Source organism: Gallibacterium melopsittaci, from assembly GCF_042433085.1.
In the GTDB taxonomy this organism is placed as follows: domain Bacteria; phylum Pseudomonadota; class Gammaproteobacteria; order Enterobacterales; family Pasteurellaceae; genus Gallibacterium; species Gallibacterium melopsittaci.
Genome location: NZ_JBHLWA010000045.1, coordinates 25488 through 41331, shown reverse-complemented (window position 1 = coordinate 41331; position 15844 = coordinate 25488). Strand labels below are relative to the sequence as shown.

Sequence of the window (15844 nt, the reverse complement as noted above, 5' to 3'; positions counted from 1 at the left end):
TTATTGCCGCTCACCCGAGCGGCTTTTTTTATTTTAAGATCTGATACTCGTGGTTGTATAGTCATTTCTTAGTACAAATTTTTATTTCTTATAAAGAAATACTTATTTGTTATAAGTGATTAAGATCTAAAACAATTTTTCCCAGTGTTGTACCAGTTTCCAATAAACGATGTGCAGTTTGTATCTCTTTAATTGGGAAAATTTTTGCAATCTGTAAATGTAATGTGTTATCAGCTAAGTAACCTAACATAGTAGCGAGATCATCTGGATTTGGTACGGCAAGCATTTTTTCCACAATTAATTGTTGTTCTGCACCAGCTTGTTGTAATAAAGGTACATGAATGGTTGGAATACAGATCACACGTCCACCTTTTTTCACCATTTTTAATGCACTTACCCCACTTTCACCACCGACTAAATCAATAAAGAGATCTGCCTGTAAATCGGGATAATTTTCTGGCTGGTGATAATCAAACCATTGTGTTGCACCTAACGCTAATGCAGCTTCACTTTTCGCTTTAGAACAAATAACCGAAATTTTCACTGGTTGTTTAGCAAGTAATTGCAACAATAGATGACCTACACCACCTAATGGTGCAGAAAGCAGAATATGTTGGTCTGGTTGTAAGTTAGCTTGTTGTAATATTTGATAAGCGGTGACAGCAACGGTTGGCATTGCACCTGCTTCAACTAAAGAAACCTGTTCAGGCACATTTGCCACTAAAGCCGCATCAACGGCAACATAACGTGCATAACAGCCACCTTCAAAGGTAAGTGCTGCCACACGATCACCTATGTTAGAACCGCTTTCACTACCCGCTTGAATGACAACTCCAGCGACATCAAACCCCAATACAGCAGGAAAACGTGATTTAAATTTTCCTGCTCCCCAACCTAAACCCTTGCGAGTTTTAAAATCAACAGGATTAATACCTGCAAAATGATTTTCAATTAATACTTGGTGTGGTGAAATTTCTGGAAGAGGTAAATGTTCTTGAAAGGTAAGAACATCTGCTTCACCAAACTGACTAATGGTTGCACCATAGTTTTGCATAATACACTCCCGTTGTTGTCGGTTAATAAAATAATTGTTGTTTTATTTGTTCAGCAACTTCTACGCCTTGCAATGCACTGATTACCGCTAAGGCAAAATCAAAGGCAGCGCCAGGACCTCTACCGGTGATAAAAGGCGTATCTACTACAGCAGGAACATGGTGATAATTGACGCCATTGTCTAATAGAATTTGACGCATAGAAGGATAGCAAACAGCATTTTTGTTTCGTAATAAGCCTAATTCTGCTAATACTGTTGGAGCCGCACAAATTGCTGCAATCCATTTATGATGAGAGATAAATTGTTGCAATAAATCATGTAATGCACGGTATTTATCAGGATTGACTTTTCCACCTGGTAGAACAATCACATCATATTGCAATAAATCAGTTTGTGTGCATAAACGATCAGCATGAATGTTGACGTTATGTGCAGAAGTAACTACTTCAGATTCTTCAAGTGAAATTAGATCAACGGATAAGTTTGCACGTCTAAATAGATCAGTTGGGACTAAAGCTTCGGCATCTTCAAAACCTTGTGCTAATAGAAGGGCAATTTTTTGTGTCATATATTTTCTCCTTTATTGAATAGCTAGTTCATTATACGCTTTTTTGTTGAAAAATTTTGCCAAGAGCGTATTATGCACACCTTATTTTTGAGTTGGGTTCCCTCACCCCAAGTGATGTAATGTAATAAAAAGGACACAAAATGATTTCAGCACAAACGCTATTTAGCGACCGTGAAAAACGTCGCGCACTTATTTTATTAACTTTTTTTCATATTTTTATCATTGCGATCAGCAATTATCTCGTTCAAATTCCCTTTACAATTAATCTAGCTTGGTTAGATTTTAGTTTTCATAGCACATGGGGAACATTAACTTTCCCATTTATCTTTCTTGCCACGGATTTAACGGTGCGAGTATTCGGGGCAAAAGAAGCTCGCTGGATTATTTTTTGGGTAATGTTGCCCGCATTAGTCGTAAGTTATGTGATTTCTACGCTGTTTTCAGATTCACAGTATCAAGGGTTAGCTGCATTAGTGACTTTTAATCTCTTTGTATTTCGGATCTCTTTTGCCAGTTTTGCGGCTTATGTATTAGGGCAATTATTAGATGTATTAGTTTTTAACCGCCTCAGACAATTAAAAACGTGGTGGATTGCTCCAACAAGTTCAATGGTATTTGGTAGTCTTTGTGATACTTTTGCTTTCTTTGCGATAGCTTTCTATCACAGTACCGATCCTTTTATGGCGGCGAATTGGGTCGAAATAGGTTTTGTGGATTACTTATTTAAGCTCTTTATTGGATTACTCTTTTTTGTGCCAGTTTATGGTGTAGTGTTAAATGCCATTATGCGTAAGCTCGCTATGTTAAGTCTTACGCAAACGGCAGAAAGTCATAGCTAATTGGCAATATAAATATCAAAACGATGATTTTTCGTTTTCTGGCTAAAATGAGGGATTTTGTCAGCTAAATAATTGGCATAATCGGGACGTTTAACAACAACTCGGTGTGCCAATTTCAAGGCGATTTCAAGTAACTGATCGGCATCTAAATCTGCTCCCACCAATGATTGAAATACGCGCATCTCTTTTTTTACTAATGCACTTTTTGTTTTGTGCGGAAACATAGGATCTAAGTAAACCACATCAAAATGGTTGGTTTGTGGATCTAGTTCTGCGATCGTTTTTATGGGTAATAACTGCATTCGTTGCTGCATAAACTCACCAATTTCTGCATCTTGATAAGCACGCTGCAAACCATCTTCCAATAATGCTGCTACTACAGAATGACGTTCGACTAATGAAACGTGGCAGCCAATCGAGGCTAATACAAAAGCATCTCGCCCTAATCCTGCTGTGGCATCTAGGACATGTGGCAATTTCCCCTTTTTTATCCCAACAGCTTTGGCAACAGCTTCACCTCTACCACCACCAAATTTACGCCGATGTGCCATAGCCCCTTCAACAAAATCTACTGCAATTGGTCCTAATTTTGCTTCATCTGTTTTATGCAATTCTAAGCGTTGATCAGTCAGGACTAAAGCAAACAGTGCGTTATCTTGATGTATGAATTGCCATTTATCAATTAACTGTTGAAATTTTTCTGGTTGTTGGCTTTCATTAATTAACTGAATTTCCATTATTTCCTCACCAAATAAACACCACTTTCGATATGGTGGGTATAAGGGAATTGATCAAAAAGTGCCGCTTTTTCAATGCGATGTGTTTGGCATAAAGTCGCTAAATTCTGTACTAATGTTTCAGGATTACAGGAAATATATAAGATGTTGTCGTACTGTTGTACCATTTGCAGTGTTGCTGGATCTAAACCTGCACGCGGCGGATCAACAAAAATGGTATTACATTGGTAATCTTGCAGCTGAATACCTTTTAAACGATTAAATTCACGCACCCCCTGTAATGCTTGAGTAAACTCTTCAGCAGACATTCGGATAATCTGTAAGTTTTCGATGTGATTCGCTGTAATATTGAATTGTGCTGCTTGCACAGAAGGTTTAGCGATTTCTGTTGCGAGCACTTTATTAAAATTTTGTGCCAACGCAATCGAAAAATTGCCATTTCCACAATAGAGTTCCAATAAATCGCCTGTGGCATTTTGTGTGCACGCTAATGCCCATTCAATCATCTGGCAATTTACGCCCGCATTCGGTTGAGTAAAGCTATTTTCTATTTGACGATAAATATAGTTTTTACCATTGATTGGCAATACTTCATCAATAAAATCCTGATCTAAACAGATCTTCTGTTTATTGGCACGTCCTATCAACTGTAAATTGAAACCTTGTTGTTCTAATTGGACTTTTAACTGTTTCGCAGCAGCAAGCCACTCGTCATCTAACGTTTTATGATAAAGCAGACTAACAATAATCTTATTGCTTAAGGTACTCAAATAATCAATCTGGAACAGCTTATAACGTAAAACGGGCTGCTGTTTTAATAATGGCAATAGTGCTTGCATCATTTGATTGATTAATAAACTAGCAATCGGGAATGTATCAATACGTTGTCGTTGTTTGGTCTGTTGATCAAACATAATGTGATATAACTCTTCTTGCTCGTGCCATACCCGAAATTCTGCACGCATACGATAATGTTGTCGTGCAGATGAAAATAATGCAAGCTCAGTTTGGGTGTATGGGGCAAGTAATTGAGTTAAATAGTTTTTTTTCTGTTCTAATTGTATTGAATAAGTTATTTCAGAGAAATCAGTTAGCATAATTTTTTGAGTAAAACAAAATAATGGGCGAGATTCTAACATAAAAATAAAATAGGACGAAAAAAGCGAAAGTTTCTTGAGCAAATAATTTATTCGCTAAGTTTGATTTACTTCACTATTCTGAAAAATAAACATAAAAAGGCTTGAAAAGAGAATGTTCTCGCATTATGTTCTTAAACAAGAACAGGATTTTTTTTCTTGGCTGGAAACAGCTTTCATACAATGAGAGGTAAATGTTATGACCCTAAATATTACAAGTAAACAAATGGAAATTACCCCTGCAATCCGTACTCATATTGAGGAACGTTTAGCAAAATTAGGCAAATGGCAAACCCAATTAATTAATCCTCATTTTATCTTACAAAAACTGCCAAAAGGATTTGGGGTGGAAGCAATGATCGGAACTCCATTCGGAGATCTTGTTGCCAAAGCAGAACATGAGGATATGTATTGTGCAATTAACGATGTACAAGAGAAATTAGAGCGTCAACTTAATAAATTACAACATAAAGGTGAAGCAAGACGAGCTAGTGAACGTTTAAAAGATTCATTTAATTAATTTTAATATTTGAAATGAGAGGTCTAGCGAATGCTAGACCTTTTTTATATGGTTGCTATTTATAAGATTGATTAGAAACTATTATGGAAACTATCACGATTTATCATAATCCAAACTGTGGTACTTCACGTAATGTACTTGCTTTGATTCAACATTTGGGCTTTCCTGTAAAAGTTATTTATTATTTAGATACACCACCTTCCGTAGAAGAGTTACGTTATTTATTACAACGGATGCATATCAGTGCTAGACAATTATTGAGAAAAAATGTTACACCATATGTGGAGTTAGATTTAGATAATCTTGATTTAACAGAAGATTTTTTAATTCAAAAAATGATTGAGTTTCCAATCTTGATTAATCGTCCAATTGTTATTTCTTCTATGGGAGTAAAATTATGTCGCCCATCTGAAGAAGTCTTAACTATCTTACCTAAAAAATTAACGGAAGATTTTATTAAAGAAGATGGAGAAGTTATTCGAGCTAATTCAGTTTAAGGTGTAGAGGGAAAAAACCTATTGCCATCTGGCAATAGGTTTTTTGTAAGATCATTTTTTATAAATATATGAACCATTATCTTGGCGGATAAATTTTGCACCGCTTGGTAATTGAAGTTCAGATACACGTCCTGCATTATTTACTTTAACAGCAACTTTATCGCCTGGTTTAAAACTACTTAATGCATTTCCTGCACCATTGGCTTTAGTCATTGCATTAACATCGGCAATATTTAGTTTGTTGTCACGGAAAACTTGCATCAATGAAGTACCCGCAGGGACAGTTAAATATTTTGTTGTACCACTGGTGGATGATGTTGCGGCAGAGGTTGATGTTGTAGCTTTAGTTGTTGTTCTAGGCACTGGCTTGGCTTCAACGACTGGTACATCTTTACCATTGAGTAATGCTTGTGCCTTACGGCTTTCTTGTTGTTGTTTTGCTTTAAATTCTTCACGTGCACGTTGTTCTGCTCTTGCTTTAGCTTGGGCGATTAAACGAGCTTGTTCTGCTTCATATGCTTTCTTCTCAATCTTATTAATTTGTTCTTGTGTTAAAGCAGGTTGAGCCGTTTTCTCAGCAGGCGTTGCTGCAGGTGCAGTTGGAGCAGCAGCGGCTGGTACACTAGAACTATCTTCAGCTGCATTTGCAGTAGTAGGTGCATCCGTAGTAATTGGAGTGTTATCTACTGCTGGAGCCTGTTGTGCAGTTACATTAGCATCTTGTGTGAGAGCATTTGCTGTTGTTGCTGCATCATTTGGGTTTGCAGTTGCATCGTTAGTGGCAGTTGCATTATCCATATTTGGTTGTGGCGGAGTATTAGCTTCTGCAGCAGCATTAGGATCAATTGGTTGGAATTCAATCGGTAAATTGTTATCTTGAGATTGTAGATTATCTACTGGTTGACTATTTGGTTTTAACCAAATGAATAGGCAGATAATAATGATTAAAACAGCTAATGTAATAGCTAAACGACGATAACGAGTCGGTAAACTTTTAATAGTATTTGCTTTATTCGCAGTTACAGGCTCAACATCAAATTCAGTATATTGATCATTTTCATTTGTAGCTTCAAATGATGGTGTAGCTTCTTCTTGTTTAAGTGCTTTCTTAGCAAATAAACCTTTAACTTTATCAAACAATGATGATGTTGATTCTTGTGGTTTAGTAGCTCTTTTTGGGGTGATTGGTTCAAACTCATCGAAATCTAAATTCAATTCGTTTTGTTTATTGTTGTCTTGTTGTTCAGGTTGCTGTTCCTTGTCTATATTACTCACGATATACCTCAAATTGTTAACAATATGGCAAATAGTATTGTTATTTTAGCAAAGTAAGATTCAAAGTTTACTTCGCATCAAAATTCCTGTAGATAACATCTAGAAGATGTTATGTTTTTCCTAAATCAAGGAGTGTTATTTTAAAGGAAAAAAACACGTATTACTAAGTTTAATCTTTATTTCTATCAGAATATTTTTAGCTGTACCAAGTTTTGCTTTTTTCACCAGCAATCTCTCGTGCTAACTTAGGTACAAGATAACCAGAAGATATCGCAATTAATTCACGATAAATTGCTAATGTTTGCTGATCATCGAGCCAAAAATGGCTTGCGCCTTCTACTTTATCTAATAGATGTAAATAATAAGGTAATACGCCGACTGAAAAGAGCTTATCATTTAATGCTTTTAAAGTTTGAGCATTATCATTAATCCCTTTTAATAATACCGATTGATTTAATAGCATTACTCCAGCTTGTTTGAGTTTGGAGAGATAAGTGGCAAGTAGCTCATCAATTTCATTAGCATGATTAATGTGTAACACCATTACTTTATTCAGTTTAGATTTTGTAAAAAGTTGTTGTAATTCATCAGTAATGCGTTGTGGAATAACAACGGGTAAACGAGTATGAATCCGCAACGTTTTAAGATGATCAATTTGTTCTAATTGTTCAATTAACCAAGCAATTTCGTGATCCTTTGCCATTAAAGGGTCGCCACCTGAAAAAATGACTTCTTCAATTTCAGGATGTTGTGCAATATAGTTGATGGCTTTTGTCCAGTTAGCTTTATTACCTGGATTATCCGCATAAGGGAAGTGGCGGCGGAAACAGTAACGACAATTCACCGCACAACCACCTTTAACCATTAATAACACCCGATTATGATATTTATGTAGTAAGTTTGGCACGGGATTATCTTGTTCTTGTAAAGGATCTTTCACAAAACCAACAGCAGATAAGAACTCCGCTTGCGAGGTCATTACTTGTAAAAAAAGGGGATCATTGGGATCGCCTTTTTGCATTTTTGCTACAAATGGTAAAGGTACACGCATAGCAAATAAGCGGCGTGCAGAAAAATCTTGTTGGTAATTTTCAATCGGTAATTCTAGATAATTAATCAGTTCAATTGGATCAGAAATGGCTGTTGTAAGATAATCTGTCCAACTTGATACTTCTCTAATCAGGTGGTTTTGAGTTATCATAAGCACTTTTAAAAACGAGAGCCTTTTTATTTACAATAAAGGACGCTATTTTTTCATTAATGAGGATATTATGGCAAGTTATTCTACCAGTGATTTCAAACCAGGTCTTAAATTTATGCAAGACGGTGAGCCTTGTGTAATTGTTGAAAATGAATTTGTGAAACCAGGTAAAGGTCAAGCATTTACCCGTACTCGTATTCGCAAATTAATTTCTGGCAAAGTATTAGATGTGAACTTTAAATCAGGTACAACAGTAGAAGCAGCAGATGTTGTGGATACTAACTTAACATTCTTATATAAAGATGAAGAGTTCTGGCACTTCATGAACAATGAAACCTTTGAACAACTTGCAGCCGATGCAAAAGCGGTTGGCGATAATGATAAATGGTTATTAGATCAAGCTGATTGTATCGTTACTTTATGGAACGGTTCGCCAATCAGTGTAACTCCACCAAACTTTGTTGAGTTAGAAGTTGTTGATACTGACCCAGGTTTGAAAGGGGATACAGCAGGTACTGGTGGAAAACCAGCAACATTAAGTACTGGCGCAGTAGTGCGTGTTCCATTATTCGTACAAATCGGTGAAGTGATTCGTGTGGATACACGCTCAGGTGAATATGTTTCACGTGTGAAGGATTAATTTAAACTTAATCTTGTAGATGAAAAATCCTCTGAAACCTAGTAGGTCAAGAGGATTTTTGTTTATGGAGCTTAATCAGTAAAAGGATAATGAAATGAGTGCAAAATTGCCAATTAGCGTTACGATGCTAGTTAAAAATTCAGCGAAATATTTAGAACAAGTATTAAGTGCATTAACACAATTTGATGAAATCGTGCTATTAGATAATGGTTCAACTGATAATACGCTTGAGCTTGCACAAAAATTTAATAATGTCGTGATTAAACACTCGCCTTTTATTGGTTTTGGTCCATTAAAAAATCTTGCAGCAGAATATGCGAAGAATGATTGGATTTTGAATATTGATAGTGATGAAGTCTTGCCAAATGCTTTAGTGGAAGAACTTCGTACGTTGGATTTAAACCAAGTTAAGATAGTTTATGCGTTATCTCGTTTAAATCATTATCGTGGTAAAGCGATTAAAACGTGTGGCTGGTATCCTAATTATGTACCACGCCTTTATCATCGTCATTATGTACGTTTCAATCAAAAATTAGTACATGAAGCATTAGACATTCCAACAGATGTTGCTCTTGTTCAATTAAAACAGCCTTTTTTACATTATTCTTTTGCTGGTGCAGCAGATTTAATTCAAAAAATGCAGCAGTACACGACATTGTTTGCTGAACAACAAGTAGGTAGAAAAAAATCTTCTGTGTTTTCTGCCATCTCACATGGTGTTTCATCATTTATTAAGCATTATTTTTTGAAAAAAGGTTTTTTAGATGGGCAAGATGGATTTGTAATTTCCTGTGCAAATGCAATGGGCGCGTATTATAAATATATCAAGTTAATGGAGTACAATCAGCGTATTACAACATCACTGATTATTACGACATATAACCGTCCAGATGCGTTAGAGGCAGTATTAAATTCAGTATTACAGCAACATCAATTACCAACAGAAGTATTAGTTGCTGATGATGGTTCAACAGAAGAAACAAAAAAAGTGATTGAACGTTATCAAGCATTATATCCAATTCCACTAATTCATTGTTGGCAGCCAGATGAAGGGTTTAAATTAGCGGAATCAAGAAATCGAGCATTAGCAACAGCCAAAGGTGATTATATTATTGTGATTGATGGTGATATGGTGCTACACCCTTTATTTGTTCAAGATCATATCCGTTATGCAAAGCGTAACGTGTTTGTTCAAGGTAGTCGGGTTTCTTTACCAGCAGCAAAAACAGATGAGATTTTACGCCAACCAAGCCATTATCCAATGATAAAATGGTACCAACCTGGTATTGAAACTCGATTAGAGAAGCGTTTATCAGCGTGCCATCTCTATTGGATAAACCAAATATTACATAAAGCAAAAACAAACTATTATAAAGGTGTACGGGGGTGCAATATGGCATTTTTCCGTGAAGATGCTTTAAAAGTAAATGGTTTTAATAATGATTTTGTTGGTTGGGGCAGGGAAGATAGTGAGTTTGTTGCTCGTTTTTTTAATGCAGGAATGAAACGTCGAGATATTCGTTTTGCAGCGATTGCTTATCATTTATGGCATAAAGAAGAAGCAAGAGATGCTTTACCACAGAATGATCAGCTGCTAGCACAAGCAATTAATGACAAAATAATTTACTGTAAAAATGGTGTGGATCGCTTTTTAACAGAGAAATCATAATGCTACGCCTACTCTATACACTACTTTTATACTTATTATTGCCTATTGTGTTAGTTCTATTCGGCTGGAAAAGTCGAAAAGAGATTGGTTATCGCCAGCGCTGGCGGGAGCGTTTTGCTTGTTGGAGAGATGTATTACGACCAAATAGTATCGTTATTCATGCGGCTTCTGTTGGTGAAGTCTTACTAGTTGTGCCCTTAATTCGCCAACTCTTAGCGCAATATCCAGCGACTCCACTTACCATTACTACTTTTACGCCAGGTGGTTCGGATCAAGTACGCACATTATTTGGTAAACAAGTGCAGCATTGTTATCTGCCTTTTGATTTGCCCTTTCTAATGCGTCGTTTTATCACACAATTACAACCGAGAGCCTTTATTATTGTCGAAACAGAATTATGGTTTAATTTATTACATCAATTACGCTTACAAAATATTCCAACGTTATTAATTAATGCACGTCTATCAGCGAAATCCGCTAAACATTATCAATATTTTTCTGCTGGATTAACCGAGGTTTGGCAAGGTTTAACTACTGTTGCCGCACAAGATCAATTAAGTGCAGAACGCTATCAAGGCTTAGGTGTGCCAAAAGATAAAGTACTGTGTACAGGAAATTTAAAATTTGATCTGGCACTCTCTGATCAGGAAATTGAAGATTATCGGGCAGCAAAAAAACAACTGATTGGTGAACGTCCTGTTTGGATTGCAGGTAGTACACACGCAGGTGAAGAAACATTGATTTTAGCGGCTCATCAACGTTTGTTAGCAGCTTATCCTGATTTATTATTAATTTTAGTCCCTCGTCATTCTGCTCGTTTTAATGAAGTTGAAAATTTACTACAAATAAATTCACTGCATTACCAAAAACGTAGTGAATGTCAGTATATTGAGCCAACAACACAAGTGTTATTTGGTGATACGATGGGGGAGTTATTAAAATTGTATGCGTTGGCAGATATTGCATTTGTTGGCGGAAGTTTAATTGAACGTGGTGGGCATAATCCATTAGAACCACTATTATTTAAAATACCTGTCGTGACTGGGAAATATACTTTTAATTTCAAACAGATTTATAGCACGTTAGTTTCTTTATCGGCGGTACTGGTTGTGGAAAGTGCAGTTGATGATTTAACTGCAACCATTACCACTTTATTGGCAGATTCAGTAAAAGCAAGCCAATATGGTGAGCAAGGATTTGCTTTCTTACAACAGAATCGTGGTGCATTACGGCGTACATTAACTTTATTAACACCTTATTTAAGTGAGAAAAAATAGAATGATTACAATGATTTATCCAGGAACATTTGATCCTATTACTAACGGACATCTTGATATTATTTGTCGTGCTGCCAAGCTGTTCCCTAAATTAATTGTAGCGGTTGCAGCGAGTCCAAGTAAAAAGCCAATGTTCTCATTACAACAACGTTTGGAAATGGTGCAAGCTGCTACCGCTGATCTGGATAATGTTGAAATTCTTGCTTTTGATGGCTTGTTAGCGAATTTAATTTTAGAACGTAAAATTCACGGGATTATTCGTGGAGCTAGAACATCTAGTGATTTTGACTATGAATTACAACTGGCACATTTAAATCGTTTATTAACCAATGGCGTGGAAAGCCTATTTTTCCCACCATCAGAAAAATGGTCGTATGTTTCCTCAACAATGGTGCGAGAAATTCTATTGCACGGTGGGGATATTCAAAAATTAGTACCAGAAAGTGTATTTGCTAAAATTACTCAAGCGATTTGATAACCTTGTAGTAACGCTTGCCAATTCTGTTCGCTAAAATGAATTTGGTAGCGTTGAATTTCTTTCTGAAATGAACGATATAGCCGCTGTAAATTAGCGGCTTTCCATTCATCTCCTGCACGAAAATCACATTTATCAAAATCAAGTAGCCATAATTTTGGCTGTTGAGCTTCTGTTTGTAGCAAAATATTGTGGGCATTGAGATCACTATGGAAGACTTGTTGATCGTGCAGCTGTTTAATCAGTTGTCCAATTTGTCGCCATAATGAATCAGGTAAAGCACGCTGTTGTAGTACCGCAACGAGATCTTGTCCATTTTCAATTAACTCAATCAAAATATCGGCACGATAGCAACAGAAAGTGCGGGTAATTCGTGCGGCGATAGGCGTAGGGACAGGTAAACCTCTTTGTTTAAGTTGTTGTAATAACTTAAATTCTTTAATGCTTCGACTACGAGATAAACCTAAATAGAAAAAATGATCTTTAATCAATTTACCAAACAATCCACCTCGATAATAATGGCGTAAGGCACTATTACATTCCACTTCTGCTTGCGTATTGATAAACCACGTTGTACCTCGCCCTTTTGCTGAGCCTAAAATTTTGTGCTGTTGTTGCCAAAATTCAGGATCAAAATAACTGGTTAAATCGGTATCCTTGAGTGCAGAGTGAAATAAATAGTGGATTTTACGCATTTTTGTCCTCGTGTTACTGCGTAGAAAATGGTTTTTGATTAAAATAGTTGGCAATTTTAGCATATTGAGAGTGAATTCCATGAGTCTATTTTCTCAACCGCCAAAATCATTATGTATTTTGCGTCTCTCTGCGATTGGAGATGTATGTAATGCTTTGGCAGCTGTACAGCAAATTCAAGCCTATTATCCGACAACAAAGATTGTTTGGATTATTGGTAAAGTTGAAGCACAACTCTTTAAAAATATTCCTAATATTGAATTTATCGTATTTGATAAAAAACAAGGTTGGAGAGGTGTGCTTGCGTTATGGAAACAATTACGCACATATCAATTTGATGCCTTACTGGATATGCAAGTTGCCATTCGCGCTTCTATTTTGTCATTAGGTATTAAGGCAAAATATAAAATTGGTTTTAATAAGGAACGAGCTAAAGAAGGGCAATGGCTATTTACTAATCGTAAAGTTGGGATTGCACAAGGCTATCATGTATTAGATGGTTTTTTGAGTTTTGCGGAATATATTGGTGTGCCGATACAATCGCCTTATTGGCACTTTCCAATTAGTGATGAGGATCGTCAATATGTACAGAAATTTATTGATCCTACACGAAAAACCGTTGTTATCTCACCTTGTTCGAGCAAAAAAGAGAAAGATTGGCTATTAGATCGTTATATTGAAATCGCACGGTTAGCGGCAGAAAAAAATATCCAAGTCATTATTACTGGATCGCCTAATGCTTATGAAATGTCTGTGGCAGAACAGATATGTCAAGGCTGTCCATTACCTATATTGAATTTGGCAGGGAAAACCTCATTGCAACAGTTAGTCGCTTTATTAGGCGAAGCTGATCTTGTAATTACTCCAGATTCAGGACCAGCACATATGGCAACGATGCAGCGAACACGGGTGTTAGGTTTGTATGCTTGTCATAATCCACAACGTACAGGTCCTTATTATGATGTCGATAATGTCATCTCGGTTTATGCACAGAATGCACAACAACAATATGGGAAAAATTGGCAGGCTTTACCGTGGGGTACAAAAGTTTATGGTAAAGATTTAATGGCGCAGATTACCGTAGAACAAGTCGCCGCAAAAATGTTCCAGCTTTTGGCGATAAAGTAGTTTTTTAACTTGCTTTTTAAGTAGATTTGAGTACAATTTGCGACCTCACAGTCGTTCCGTTTTTTCGTTCCTTGCTTCCGCAGATTGGCGACTGGTCTATAGTCGGAGGCTGATTAACCCGTAAGGAGCAGTAATGCGTCACTACGAAATCGTGTTTATGGTTCACCCAGATCAAAGTGAACAAGTACCTGGCATGATTGAACGCTACACAGGTTCTGTAAAAGAAGCTGGTGGTCAAATTCATCGCTTAGAAGATTGGGGCCGCCGTCAATTGGCTTACCCAATTAACAAACTACATAAAGCACACTATGTGTTAATGAATGTAGAAGCACCGCAAGAAGTCATCGACGAGCTTGAAACAACTTTCCGTTACAACGATGCAATTCTTCGTAACGTAATTATTCGTACTAAGCACGCCGTAACAGAAGCGTCCCCAATGGTTAAAGCAAAAGATGATCGTAAAGCTTTAGCTGATGTTGATAACAACGATTTTGAGGATGCTGAAGAGTAATTTGAAGATTGATAATCGTTTTTCGCTGATTGGAACCGTTGTTTCGCAGCCAAAACGACATCAAAGCCCAAGTGGAATAGCGCATTGCCAATTTTGGTTAGAACATCGTTCACAACAGCAAGAAGCTGGATTAACTCGGCAAGCATGGTGCAAAATCCCTATTCAACTTAGTGGTCATCAATTAACAAGTAAAACTCAAGGCATTACGGTCGGCAGTAAAATTTGTGTATCAGGATTTATCCATTCGCATAAAACTAATCAAGGTATAGACCAATTAGTATTACATGCCGAGCAAATCGAATTTATAGATTAGGAGAATAGCCACATGGCACGTTATTTCCGTCGTCGTAAGTTCTGCCGCTTCACAGCGGAAAATGTAGTTGAAATCGATTATAAAGATATTGCTACATTAAAGAACTACATTACAGAGAGCGGCAAAATTGTCCCTAGCCGTATTACCGGTACTCGTGCGAAGTACCAACGCCAATTAGCTCGTGCAATCAAACGTGCACGTTATTTAGCGTTGTTACCGTACACTGACAATCATCAGTAATCAACAAGAGAGGATACGGTAATGCAAGTCATTCTTTTAGATAAAATTGTTCACCTAGGTAATGTTGGTGATCAAGTAAATGTAAAATCTGGTTATGCACGTAACTTCTTAATCCCACAAGGGAAAGCAGTTATGGCAACTAAAGCAAACATCGAGTATTTTGAATCTCGTCGTGCTGAATTAGAAGAAAAAGCAGCGAAAGCATTAGCTGCTGCAGTTGACCGTGCTGAAAAACTTGAAGCATTAGGTTCAGTAACTATCGCTTCTAAAGCAGGTGATGAAGGACGTTTATTCGGTTCTATCGGTACCCGTGACATCGCTGATGCAATTACAGCTAAAGGCGTTGAAGTTGCGAAGAGTGAAGTTCGTCTTCCTAATGGTGCATTACGCACTCTTGGTGAACACGAAGTACGTTTCCAATTCCACGGTGAAGTGTTTGCTTCATTAAACGTAGTTATTGTTGCAGAATAATTATTTTTAATTGTTCTAGAAACATTAAAACCCTAGCCATTTTGGCTGGGGTTTTATTTTTTATTACCTATCTCATTTGATCACTATTTTTTGATTATAATGATTTTATTTTTACAGGATAAAACATTATGCAATGCCCTTGCCAATCAGGTTTAGCCTATACAGATTGTTGTCAACCATTACATCAACAGCATAAATTTGCACAAACTGCTGAGCAATTAATGCGTTCACGTTATGCTGCCTTTGTACTCACTGAGATTGATTATATTGTGGATACAACAGTCCCTGCTCAGCAGGCATTATTAAATAAAAAGGCGTTACGTCAGTGGTCATTGAATACGCAATGGTGTGGTTTGGAAATTATTAAAGTTATTCCTGAAGCAGATAAAAGCCACGCATTAGTCGAATTTAAAGCCTATTACCAAGAAGGTGAACATATACAAGCCCACCATGAACTTTCTGCTTTTGTGAAAATTGCTGAACAATGGTATTTTCTTGATCCAACAGTACCTTGCAAATTAACAATGAAACAGCCTTGTTTATGTCATTCAGGTAAGAAATTTAAACAGTGCTGTGCACCATTTTTACTTTTACACTAAA

At 36.7% G+C, this 15844-nt stretch carries 20 protein-coding genes; 13 read left to right on the top strand and 7 right to left on the bottom strand.

Features of this window, described 5'->3' with window-relative positions; translation table 11 throughout:
* Positions 1–109: 109 nt before the first annotated feature.
* A complete protein-coding gene (locus ACFFHT_RS09480; RefSeq protein ID WP_382375632.1) occupies positions 110–1054 on the bottom strand; it encodes an NADP-dependent oxidoreductase in 945 nt (314 codons plus the stop codon).
* Positions 1055–1076: 22 nt separating this feature from the next.
* On the bottom strand, positions 1077–1622 hold the full coding sequence (locus tag ACFFHT_RS09475) for a DJ-1 family glyoxalase III (protein WP_382375630.1): 546 nt from the start codon (positions 1620–1622) through the stop codon (positions 1077–1079).
* A 140-nt stretch (positions 1623–1762) separates the two neighbouring features.
* Here ACFFHT_RS09475 and ACFFHT_RS09470 point away from each other — a divergent pair, with 140 nt between their 5' ends.
* Positions 1763–2461: a 7-cyano-7-deazaguanine/7-aminomethyl-7-deazaguanine transporter gene (locus ACFFHT_RS09470; protein WP_382375628.1), complete on the top strand. Its 699-nt coding sequence runs from the start codon at positions 1763–1765 to the stop codon at positions 2459–2461.
* Here the strand turns inward: ACFFHT_RS09470 and ACFFHT_RS09465 are convergent.
* Both ACFFHT_RS09465 and trmA read right to left on the bottom strand, forming a co-directional pair.
* Entirely contained in the window at positions 2458–3198 is a 741-nt protein-coding gene (locus ACFFHT_RS09465) for a class I SAM-dependent methyltransferase (RefSeq protein ID WP_382375626.1), read from the bottom strand. The two genes, ACFFHT_RS09470 and ACFFHT_RS09465, sit on opposite strands and share 4 nt — an antisense overlap.
* Positions 3198–4295 carry a tRNA (uridine(54)-C5)-methyltransferase TrmA gene (gene trmA, locus ACFFHT_RS09460; protein ID WP_382375663.1) on the bottom strand — a complete coding sequence of 366 codons (1098 nt, stop codon included), beginning with the start codon at positions 4293–4295 and terminating at the stop codon, positions 3198–3200. Before trmA ends, ACFFHT_RS09465 begins: the two co-directional genes overlap by 1 nt.
* Positions 4296–4533: 238 nt before the next feature.
* Between trmA and raiA the strand changes: the two genes are divergently transcribed.
* Both raiA and arsC read left to right on the top strand, forming a co-directional pair.
* Positions 4534–4854, top strand: a complete 321-nt coding sequence (raiA, locus tag ACFFHT_RS09455) for a ribosome-associated translation inhibitor RaiA (RefSeq protein WP_382375624.1) — start codon at positions 4534–4536, stop codon at positions 4852–4854.
* 83 nt (positions 4855–4937) lie between these two features.
* On the top strand, positions 4938–5351 hold the full coding sequence (gene arsC / locus ACFFHT_RS09450) for an arsenate reductase (glutaredoxin) (RefSeq protein WP_382375622.1): 414 nt from the start codon (positions 4938–4940) through the stop codon (positions 5349–5351).
* 51 nt (positions 5352–5402) lie between these two features.
* Here the strand turns inward: arsC and ACFFHT_RS09445 are convergent, their stop codons facing one another.
* Both ACFFHT_RS09445 and epmB read right to left on the bottom strand, forming a co-directional pair.
* Positions 5403–6626, bottom strand: a complete 1224-nt coding sequence (locus ACFFHT_RS09445) for a LysM-like peptidoglycan-binding domain-containing protein (protein ID WP_382375620.1) — start codon at positions 6624–6626, stop codon at positions 5403–5405.
* 196 nt (positions 6627–6822) lie between these two features.
* The gene (gene epmB, locus ACFFHT_RS09440) at positions 6823–7833 is read right to left on the bottom strand and encodes an EF-P beta-lysylation protein EpmB (RefSeq protein ID WP_382375619.1); all 1011 of its coding nucleotides are present in this window, start codon (positions 7831–7833) and stop codon (positions 6823–6825) included.
* A 64-nt stretch (positions 7834–7897) separates the two neighbouring features.
* On the opposite strand from epmB, the gene efp reads away from it, so the two are divergent.
* The 4 genes from efp to coaD all read left to right on the top strand — a co-directional run bounded on the left by efp (position 7898) and on the right by coaD (position 11888).
* Complete coding sequence (efp, locus tag ACFFHT_RS09435; protein WP_382375617.1) at positions 7898–8467, top strand: elongation factor P; 570 nt, start codon at positions 7898–7900, stop codon at positions 8465–8467.
* A 94-nt stretch (positions 8468–8561) separates the two neighbouring features.
* Positions 8562–10136 (top strand): glycosyltransferase family 2 protein, encoded by a 1575-nt coding sequence (locus ACFFHT_RS09430; protein WP_382375616.1) that lies wholly within the window; start codon positions 8562–8564, stop codon positions 10134–10136.
* Positions 10136–11413 carry a lipid IV(A) 3-deoxy-D-manno-octulosonic acid transferase gene (gene waaA, locus ACFFHT_RS09425; RefSeq protein WP_382375614.1) on the top strand — a complete coding sequence of 426 codons (1278 nt, stop codon included), beginning with the start codon at positions 10136–10138 and terminating at the stop codon, positions 11411–11413. Before ACFFHT_RS09430 ends, waaA begins: the two co-directional genes overlap by 1 nt.
* Before the next feature lies 1 nt (position 11414).
* Positions 11415–11888, top strand: coding sequence for a pantetheine-phosphate adenylyltransferase (coaD, locus tag ACFFHT_RS09420; protein ID WP_382375612.1), 474 nt, complete (start codon positions 11415–11417; stop codon positions 11886–11888).
* Here coaD and ACFFHT_RS09415 read toward each other — a convergent pair.
* Positions 11876–12583, bottom strand: coding sequence for a 3-deoxy-D-manno-octulosonic acid kinase (locus ACFFHT_RS09415; RefSeq protein WP_382375610.1), 708 nt, complete (start codon positions 12581–12583; stop codon positions 11876–11878). The genes coaD and ACFFHT_RS09415 overlap by 13 nt on opposite strands.
* Positions 12584–12662: 79 nt before the next feature.
* On the opposite strand from ACFFHT_RS09415, the gene ACFFHT_RS09410 reads away from it, so the two are divergent.
* The 6 genes from ACFFHT_RS09410 (at position 12663) to ACFFHT_RS09385 (ending at position 15843) form a co-directional block, all read left to right on the top strand.
* Positions 12663–13709 (top strand): glycosyltransferase family 9 protein, encoded by a 1047-nt coding sequence (locus tag ACFFHT_RS09410; protein WP_382375608.1) that lies wholly within the window; start codon positions 12663–12665, stop codon positions 13707–13709.
* A gap of 133 nt (positions 13710–13842) precedes the next feature.
* Positions 13843–14220, top strand: a complete 378-nt coding sequence (gene rpsF, locus ACFFHT_RS09405; RefSeq protein WP_065234351.1) for a 30S ribosomal protein S6 — start codon at positions 13843–13845, stop codon at positions 14218–14220.
* Positions 14207–14533 carry a primosomal replication protein N gene (gene priB, locus ACFFHT_RS09400; protein ID WP_382375606.1) on the top strand — a complete coding sequence of 109 codons (327 nt, stop codon included), beginning with the start codon at positions 14207–14209 and terminating at the stop codon, positions 14531–14533. Before rpsF ends, priB begins: the two co-directional genes overlap by 14 nt.
* A 12-nt stretch (positions 14534–14545) precedes the next feature.
* The gene (gene rpsR, locus ACFFHT_RS09395) at positions 14546–14773 is read left to right on the top strand and encodes a 30S ribosomal protein S18 (RefSeq protein ID WP_005759927.1); all 228 of its coding nucleotides are present in this window, start codon (positions 14546–14548) and stop codon (positions 14771–14773) included.
* 21 nt (positions 14774–14794) lie between these two features.
* A complete protein-coding gene (rplI, locus tag ACFFHT_RS09390; protein WP_382375604.1) occupies positions 14795–15244 on the top strand; it encodes a 50S ribosomal protein L9 in 450 nt (149 codons plus the stop codon).
* A gap of 128 nt (positions 15245–15372) precedes the next feature.
* Positions 15373–15843, top strand: a complete 471-nt coding sequence (locus tag ACFFHT_RS09385; RefSeq protein WP_382375602.1) for a YchJ family protein — start codon at positions 15373–15375, stop codon at positions 15841–15843.
* Position 15844 lies beyond the last annotated feature (1 nt).

Bases quoted from the DNA above. Each gene is read 5' to 3' on its own strand.
- ACFFHT_RS09465 (WP_382375626.1), bottom strand. From the start codon at position 3,198: ATGGAAATTCAGTTAATTAATGAAAGCCAACAACCAGAAAAATTTCAA.
- rpsF (WP_065234351.1), top strand. From the start codon at position 13,843: ATGCGTCACTACGAAATCGTGTTTATGGTTCACCCAGATCAAAGTGAA.
- ACFFHT_RS09475 (WP_382375630.1), bottom strand. From the start codon at position 1,622: ATGACACAAAAAATTGCCCTTCTATTAGCACAAGGTTTTGAAGATGCC.
- arsC (WP_382375622.1), top strand. From the start codon at position 4,938: ATGGAAACTATCACGATTTATCATAATCCAAACTGTGGTACTTCACGT.
- waaA (WP_382375614.1), top strand. From the start codon at position 10,136: ATGCTACGCCTACTCTATACACTACTTTTATACTTATTATTGCCTATT.
- priB (WP_382375606.1), top strand. From the start codon at position 14,207: ATGCTGAAGAGTAATTTGAAGATTGATAATCGTTTTTCGCTGATTGGA.
- efp (WP_382375617.1), top strand. From the start codon at position 7,898: ATGGCAAGTTATTCTACCAGTGATTTCAAACCAGGTCTTAAATTTATG.
- rpsR (WP_005759927.1), top strand. From the start codon at position 14,546: ATGGCACGTTATTTCCGTCGTCGTAAGTTCTGCCGCTTCACAGCGGAA.
- ACFFHT_RS09430 (WP_382375616.1), top strand. From the start codon at position 8,562: ATGAGTGCAAAATTGCCAATTAGCGTTACGATGCTAGTTAAAAATTCA.
- ACFFHT_RS09415 (WP_382375610.1), bottom strand. From the start codon at position 12,583: ATGCGTAAAATCCACTATTTATTTCACTCTGCACTCAAGGATACCGAT.
- trmA (WP_382375663.1), bottom strand. From the start codon at position 4,295: ATGCTAACTGATTTCTCTGAAATAACTTATTCAATACAATTAGAACAG.
- raiA (WP_382375624.1), top strand. From the start codon at position 4,534: ATGACCCTAAATATTACAAGTAAACAAATGGAAATTACCCCTGCAATC.
- ACFFHT_RS09470 (WP_382375628.1), top strand. From the start codon at position 1,763: ATGATTTCAGCACAAACGCTATTTAGCGACCGTGAAAAACGTCGCGCA.
- ACFFHT_RS09410 (WP_382375608.1), top strand. From the start codon at position 12,663: ATGAGTCTATTTTCTCAACCGCCAAAATCATTATGTATTTTGCGTCTC.
- ACFFHT_RS09480 (WP_382375632.1), bottom strand. From the start codon at position 1,054: ATGCAAAACTATGGTGCAACCATTAGTCAGTTTGGTGAAGCAGATGTT.
- ACFFHT_RS09385 (WP_382375602.1), top strand. From the start codon at position 15,373: ATGCAATGCCCTTGCCAATCAGGTTTAGCCTATACAGATTGTTGTCAA.
- rplI (WP_382375604.1), top strand. From the start codon at position 14,795: ATGCAAGTCATTCTTTTAGATAAAATTGTTCACCTAGGTAATGTTGGT.
- coaD (WP_382375612.1), top strand. From the start codon at position 11,415: ATGATTACAATGATTTATCCAGGAACATTTGATCCTATTACTAACGGA.